This window comes from Candidatus Avoscillospira sp. LCP25S3_F1 (assembly GCF_052117125.1).
Lineage (GTDB): Bacteria > Bacillota > Clostridia > Oscillospirales > Oscillospiraceae > Avoscillospira_A.
Window position 1 is genome coordinate 1 of the sequence record NZ_JBQKJT010000040.1, and the last position, 6,550, is coordinate 6,550.

The following is a 6,550-nucleotide window of genomic DNA, read 5'->3' on the forward strand; positions in this document are numbered from 1 at the left end:
CCACAGGGCTTCCCCTCTTACGCGGGGGTCCATCGTTCTGGAAGTACCATTATTCTGTGCTGCTCCTAAGTGCGCCTACAACTTAGGCTGTCCGCTTGTTGATCGCTCACACCCGAATCAACGGATGGTCCTGGCGACAAGCGAATACCCGCATTGGCACAGTAGAAGTACCTGTCACACTGAGCGATATTCCATTATCAAGGTTCATAGAGACGGAAATCCAAGAGAAAAAACTCCAGGATAAAAAAACCCTCTACTTATAAGGACATCTAGAACCCGAAAGTTAACCCTAAAATGAAAAATTTTCAAAAAAATTTTGATCATGCTCAAGAGGGCTGTGTTGAATTTTAAAGAGGCGAAAATGGGAGGCAGTCTACCATACTAGAATTTGCATAAAGCCCGTGAGAATAGCACACAAGCGGCGAGAGCAGCACAGATATAATGGTACTTCCAGAACGATGGTCTTCAGTGTAAGTAGCCCTAGTAGTTAAAAAAACACATAATAGCGTATACGCTATTCAGACTATCAAAGAACCCCTGCTTTCATTGGGCGAAAACAGGGGTTCTTTGATAGTCTAGCAAAATATCTAACTCTGTGGATGTGGTCATGGGCAATTACCGGAACTCATGAGCCTCGAAGTCCTCCATCTTCTTCACAATTCAGTCCACATAGCCGTAGGTGAATTTCTCACCTTTCATCTCTTCCCGAACGTCTACCCACTTGACACCCATGTAAACCTTTCCGGTAAACCGGGTGATGATTTCGTCAATCTCGGCTTCCTGTTCCAGAATGGCTTTGTTGACTGCGCAGCAGGCGAAGTTGTTTTCCATGCCGCTATCCCGCATGGCTTCGCAGGCGGCGATGATCTGCTGGTAGCAGTTCCAGGCAATGCGCCGGTCATCACAGGTTTCCTCGAAGCTCTGGAGGATGTCTGCGTACTTGTTGGTGAGGACTTTGCGATGCAAATCATACTTGTTGCGTTCCATAGGCCAGTTATCCTTTCTTGACAATGATGGTGATGCCAACGAGATTTCCAATCGCGGGATAGTGCTCGGGATAGACCTCCACGACATCGTAGGCTGCTGCAGTGCGAAGCGTAATTTCCTTGGCCGGTCCGAAATAGATACCTTCAGAGACGGATGGGTCCTCCGAGATCCAAACAGTCGTATTTTCGTACACCTTGTAGAGCAGGTCTGTCAGTTTCATAATTGCACCTTTCTGCCCTCGTGACCTCCGGGGCGGGTGGTTTCCGTCACTCAACGATGATATAGCCCTCGCGAAAGGTGAAATAGGTCAACCTTTTCATTCAGTATATGCCTCCTTGATTTTTCTGCCTTACTGTTTTATAATCAAGGCGGCCAGGGTAAGGCTCCTGGCTCGCCTCGTTCGGGGGTGTTATGAGCGGCGTCTTAGCGGGGGCCGCTCATTTTTATGCCGTAATTTTGCTGTCTCGCACGATTTGCGCAGCGGATTCGGCATCCTGTGCGGTGGCTTCAATCAGTTTTGCAATGTTTTCAAGATACTGATTGAGCTCTGCTGTGGTCATTGCATCCAAGTCCTCACTTCCTTTCGTAAGAGGTTTTCACCTCTGCCTTACATACATATAGTACATCATTTTGATTTACTTGTCAACCACTTTGATAAACTATTTTGATTATTTTTTTAAGTTATTTTATTGACAAGTAAATCAAAATAATTTATTATAAAAGCATAGATTGGGAGGTGTCTATATGTCTATATCAGATAAAATTAAAGGGCTTTTGGCACTCTGTGGAAAAAAACAGTTAGATCTTGCTGCGAATTTTGGAATGAGTAAGCAGACCATGGGTAATAAGATGGCGCGGAATAGTTGGTCTGCTCGCGATTTGGCAAAGGTAGCAAAGTTCTGTGATTGTAGGCTGGCATTTATTATGCCTGATGGGCAGTATATCTTCCTTGAAGTAGATGATGAAAAAGTCCCAGATGAATAAAGTCCTGACCAGCGCTATTTTCTTTTTCGGATAGTATCTATGAGAACAAAAAAACGGCCCGTGGCAGCCTTGTACTTGGCATTGGAAAGCAGAAACTCCGTACCGGCGGTCATGTAGTCGCACTCGTAGGAGGAAATCAATTTGCCGCCCTGGGTCTTGTCCGGGTCCTTCCCGTAGTCCAGGCGGTCTTTGAGAGATTGGGTGACGGTTTCTCCCTTGCTGATATGGTGGGAGATCAAGCGCGTGTAGCCATAATAACACTTCTCTCCTATGAAACGAGAGTTGTCAATAACATTCCGCATTTCACCGCAGCCTCATTGGCTAACACAGTGTCCTAATCAATGGCCTGTTGCAATCCCAGCCTACATAATCCGTTCTGGTTTGACAGGCCTACTTACATGTAGTAAACTGTAAATAAATAATGAACGTGAAGTTTATGGAGGTATTTCATATGGCTGGTCAAAAATATGATTATAAACAAGTTAGAATTACGGACTTGCTATTGAACACTTCAAATCCTCGTTTTAATCCTGTAAAGCATCAAACTGAAACTATTCAAGCTATGGTTGAAGATCAACAAGGAAAATTAGTAACTCTTGCAGAGCATATCATTGAGAATGGATTAAATCCGACGGATATAATTCTTGTTCGGCCACAAGGAAAACAATGGCTTGTACTTGAGGGAAACCGGAGGGTAACAGCATTAAAATTAGCAAATGAGCCTGATTTGGTACCCAGCAAATTTGCTAAGCTGAAAAGAGATTTTCAGAAATTAGGTGCCATAATAGATAGTTCATTATTAGACAGTGTTCCTTGCGTAATTATAAATGACGATAATTTGGCAAATGAATGGATTCGCTTAAAGCATACAGGTGAAAATGATGGTGCAGGAACTGTTCGCTGGAATGGGCAACAGACAAGCCGTTTTGCTAATCGAATCAGTGGCACAACTGATTCCTACATTGTTTTCCTTGATGCACTTAAAGAATTAAAGGAAATTCCTTCGGAATATAAAGAACATTTTATCAATATTAAAAAAACCAACTTTGATCGACTTATGGGTGATCCTGATGTTCGCAAATTAGTTGGTGTTGAAAATATTAACGGTAAATTTCAACTCTCCAACGGGGTAAATGACTATTTGTTAGAACTGCTATATGACCTTGCTTTTACCAATTTTAGTGTGGGAAGTATTTATCGAAAAGAAGATCGCAAGGAGTATATTTCTAGCATTATTGATAGGGTGAATAGCAGGCATCTAACTCATACTACTGATCGAACTAAAGATAGTTATAACGGAGAGCCTCAAAACAATGCGCAACAGTTTGAAGGTGATTTTTCCAGAGGCCAAGGACGCTCCGATAACACTGAGTTACCTAAAACAGACACACCCAAGACACCCTCTAGTCTTGAAAACACAGACCAAAAACCTAAAGCAAAAAGTTATCCTGTGAATAGAAAAACACTGATTCCTTCACATCATAAACTTGTCATTACACATGGCCGTATAGTTAAGATATTTAACGAATTAAAATCTTTGGATGTTGAGAGTTATCCAAATGCGGTAGCAGTTCTATTTCGTGTATTTATTGAGCTCAGTACAGACTGCTATATTTCTAAAAACAGGATAGATTCAGTAAATGCAGATAGCAAATTAGGAAAGAAAATTGAAGCAGTTACCAAAGATCTGGAAGACAAACAAATAGTTACGAAGCATGAGTTGCGTGCAGCAAGACAAATGGCCAGCAGCGATACTCAGAATTCTTCGGTAAAAACTTTCCATTCATATGTTCATAACAAAGATGTAACTCCTAGTGCAACAGATCTTAAATCTGCATGGGATGATCTCTGGCCATTTATCAATGGCATCTGGAGGTGAAGTATATGACCTATCCATCTCCATTGCGTTACCCTGGAAGCAAAAAAAAACTGATAGGTTTTATTCAAGATGTCATCAAAGCAAATGATTTATTGGGTGGAACTTACGTTGAACCATTTGCAGGAGGAGCTAGCGTCGCGCTTTATCTTTTATATTCTGAATATGTTAATACTGTAATAATCAACGACATTGATCGATCAATTTATGCTTTTTGGTTTTCTGTATTGAATGATACCGAAAATTTATGTAGGCTCATAAAAGATACTGCGGTTTCCGTTGAAGAATGGGATAAGCAACGAAAGATTCAAGATCAGAAGGAAGAGTCTAATTATCTAGAGTTAGGTTTCTCTACTTTTTATCTTAATCGCACCAATCGATCTGGTATAATTAAGGGTGGAATTATTGGCGGCAGGGGACAGACTGGCAAATGGAAAATTGATTGTCGGTATAATAAAGATGATCTGATAAAAAGAATTGAAAAAGTAGCGCTGTACGCCAATAGAATTGAATTGCATAATCAAGATGCAATCGAATTTGTAACATCCATAACCCCTGCTTTTAACCAAAACACATTTATTTATTTTGACCCGCCGTACTATAATCAAGGGGCGGCACTGTATGCTAATTTCTATACGCATGAGAGTCATAAGCAATTATCAGAGTTTATCTATGGACTGAATTGCAAGTGGATGCTTACTTATGATTATACCCCTGATATTGTGGCACTATATAGCAAGGTTGAAAAGCGTTTATTAACTCTTAGTTATACAGCAGCCCAAAAAGTTAAGGGGTGTGAAATGATAGCGTTCTGTGATGGACTTCGTATTCCAGAAGGGAGATATTCAGCAGTTACCATAGAGTAGAGAATATAGGGTCCGTTGCAAAATGAGTCCATAAAAATGAGCGAAGTTTGGAGCCCAAAAGGGAGACTATCCCAAGTTTTGTGTAAAGCTCCTGTGTGGTGTAGAATAGAAGCACCGCACAGGAGGATTACTATATGGCCAGAAAGAATCGTACCCCGGAAGAAAATGCCCGTCGAGAGAAGATCCGTGAGTTGCTGCAGATGGCAAACATCGGCAGCATGGATGACATCCAGAATCTGTTCAAGGAGACCATTGCCGAGTTCATGGAGAATGGTTTGGAGGCAGAGCTGGATGACGAGTTGGGCTACAGCAAATACGACTACAAGAACAAGAACACAGATAACAGCCGTAATGGCCACAGCAGCAAGAGGCTGCGTACCAGCTTTGGCGAAGTGGATGTGTCGGTTCCCCGAGACCGGAAGGGGGAATTTGAGCCCCAGGTGCTGAAAAAGAATCAGACCAGTATCAGCCAGGACATAGAGGAAAAGATCCTGTCCATGTACGCCAAGGGCATGACTACCAGTGACATTGAAGCTCACATTCAGGACATCTACGGCATTTCTGTCTCGGACAGCACGGTCAGCCGAATCACGGACAAGATTCTGCCCGTCGTCAAAGAGTGGCAGCAGCGGCCTTTGGAGTCCATCTACGCCGTGGTATTTCTGGATGCCATCCACTATCATGTCCGCAGTGAAGGGCAGATTGTGAAGAAAGCAGTGTACATTGCGATTGGGGTCAACCTGGATGGGCGGAAAGACGTCCTGGGGATGTGGGTTGGCGAAAACGAGAGCGCCAAGTTCTGGGCCACTGTACTCAACGGCCTGAAAAACCGGGGTGTAGAGGATATTTTCATTGCCTGCACTGACAATCTGGCGGGGTTTGACGCGGCCATTCATGCTACCTTCCCCCAGACCGAGATCCAGAACTGCATCATCCACCAGCTACGCAACTCCAGCAAGTATGTGTCCTACAAGGACCTGAAAGCCCTTATGGCCGATCTGAAGGCAGTCTATGCCGCCGTGGATGAGCAGGCAGCCCTGGATGCTCTGGACGTCTTTGGGGAGCGCTGGGACAGGAAATACCCGAAAATCTCCCAGTCCTGGCGGTCCAATTGGGCCAATCTCAGCACCTATTTCAAGTACCCCCAGGAAGTGCGCAGGCTGATTTATACCACCAATGCCATTGAGGGTTTCAACCGCCAGCTCCGCAAGGTGACCAAGGCCAAATCGGTGTTTCCCACCGATGACAGCCTGCTGAAAATGCTGTATCTGGCTATGATAGGAAAGCTGCTGATTATAGGTGCCGGTGACTACCTTGGAGAGCGACACCTGTCCGGGCAGCTTGTCGCGCCAGTAGAAGGAAGACAGCTGCACGGTGGAGGTGTTGCCGATGCCTGTGATGGTATACTGGATGGGCTGATTGGGCATGACCTCCATGGGGCCGGTCTTTTTGATGGCCACGCCGGTGGCCACGCTGTTATCCTCCACCTCGAAGGTCACGATCTGGCCCTCGTACTCCAGGTAGGCGTTCAGCACCGTGGGGTTGATGGCGTAGTAATCGGGGGCTTTGACCTCGCGGATGGTGTACCGGGACAGGGGCAGCGGACGGGAAACCGCACGGCCATTGTAGTCCGACACAATGGTGTCCACCACATTACCAGCCTTGTCGTAAATTTCAAAGACAGCGCCTTCCAGCAGCGTCCCGGCGGGCAGGGCATTGATGGGGTTACCGGCCCACCGCAGGACGATCCAGGCCAAGCCCCGGATGTTCTTGTCCACCGGCTTTCCGCCCTTAGCCTTGGAAAAGTGCTTGCAGTCCGGGGAAAACCACGCCAGAC

At 45.0% G+C, this 6,550-nt stretch carries 7 protein-coding genes and 2 pseudogenes; 4 read left to right on the forward strand and 5 right to left on the reverse strand.

The annotated features are described in order from the left end of the window. Positions 1–660: 660 nt before the first annotated feature. The 3 genes from ACTQ33_RS16700 to ACTQ33_RS16710 all read right to left on the reverse strand — a co-directional run bounded on the left by ACTQ33_RS16700 (position 661) and on the right by ACTQ33_RS16710 (position 1,556). Positions 661–987 (reverse strand): hypothetical protein, encoded by a 327-nt coding sequence (locus ACTQ33_RS16700; protein WP_441465626.1) that lies wholly within the window; start codon positions 985–987, stop codon positions 661–663. A 7-nt stretch (positions 988–994) separates the two neighbouring features. Continuing rightward, the gene (locus tag ACTQ33_RS16705) at positions 995–1,207 is read right to left on the reverse strand and encodes a hypothetical protein (protein ID WP_441465627.1); all 213 of its coding nucleotides are present in this window, start codon (positions 1,205–1,207) and stop codon (positions 995–997) included. 223 nt (positions 1,208–1,430) lie between these two features. Next, a complete protein-coding gene (locus tag ACTQ33_RS16710) occupies positions 1,431–1,556 on the reverse strand; it encodes a hypothetical protein (RefSeq protein WP_441465628.1) in 126 nt (41 codons plus the stop codon). Between the two features lie 175 nt (positions 1,557–1,731). Between ACTQ33_RS16710 and ACTQ33_RS16715 the strand changes: the two genes are divergently transcribed. Further along, positions 1,732–1,971 carry a helix-turn-helix domain-containing protein gene (locus ACTQ33_RS16715; protein WP_441465629.1) on the forward strand — a complete coding sequence of 80 codons (240 nt, stop codon included), beginning with the start codon at positions 1,732–1,734 and terminating at the stop codon, positions 1,969–1,971. A gap of 14 nt (positions 1,972–1,985) precedes the next feature. On the opposite strand, the gene ACTQ33_RS16720 is transcribed toward ACTQ33_RS16715, so the two are convergent. Further along, a complete protein-coding gene (locus tag ACTQ33_RS16720; RefSeq protein ID WP_441465630.1) occupies positions 1,986–2,273 on the reverse strand; it encodes a hypothetical protein in 288 nt (95 codons plus the stop codon). Positions 2,274–2,422: 149 nt separating this feature from the next. Between ACTQ33_RS16720 and ACTQ33_RS16725 the strand changes: the two genes are divergently transcribed. The 3 genes and pseudogenes from ACTQ33_RS16725 to ACTQ33_RS16735 all read left to right on the forward strand — a co-directional run. Next, positions 2,423–3,850, forward strand: coding sequence for a ParB/Srx family N-terminal domain-containing protein (locus ACTQ33_RS16725; protein WP_441465631.1), 1,428 nt, complete (start codon positions 2,423–2,425; stop codon positions 3,848–3,850). A gap of 5 nt (positions 3,851–3,855) precedes the next feature. Beyond that, positions 3,856–4,713 (forward strand): DNA adenine methylase, encoded by an 858-nt coding sequence (locus ACTQ33_RS16730; RefSeq protein WP_441465632.1) that lies wholly within the window; start codon positions 3,856–3,858, stop codon positions 4,711–4,713. Positions 4,714–4,847: 134 nt separating this feature from the next. After that, a pseudogene (locus ACTQ33_RS16735) lies at positions 4,848–5,993 on the forward strand (IS256 family transposase); the annotation flags it as partial. A gap of 255 nt (positions 5,994–6,248) precedes the next feature. Here the strand turns inward: ACTQ33_RS16735 and ACTQ33_RS16740 are convergent. Then, a pseudogene (locus ACTQ33_RS16740) lies at positions 6,249–6,491 on the reverse strand (prealbumin-like fold domain-containing protein); the annotation flags it as partial. Between the last annotated feature and the right edge of the window lie 59 nt (positions 6,492–6,550).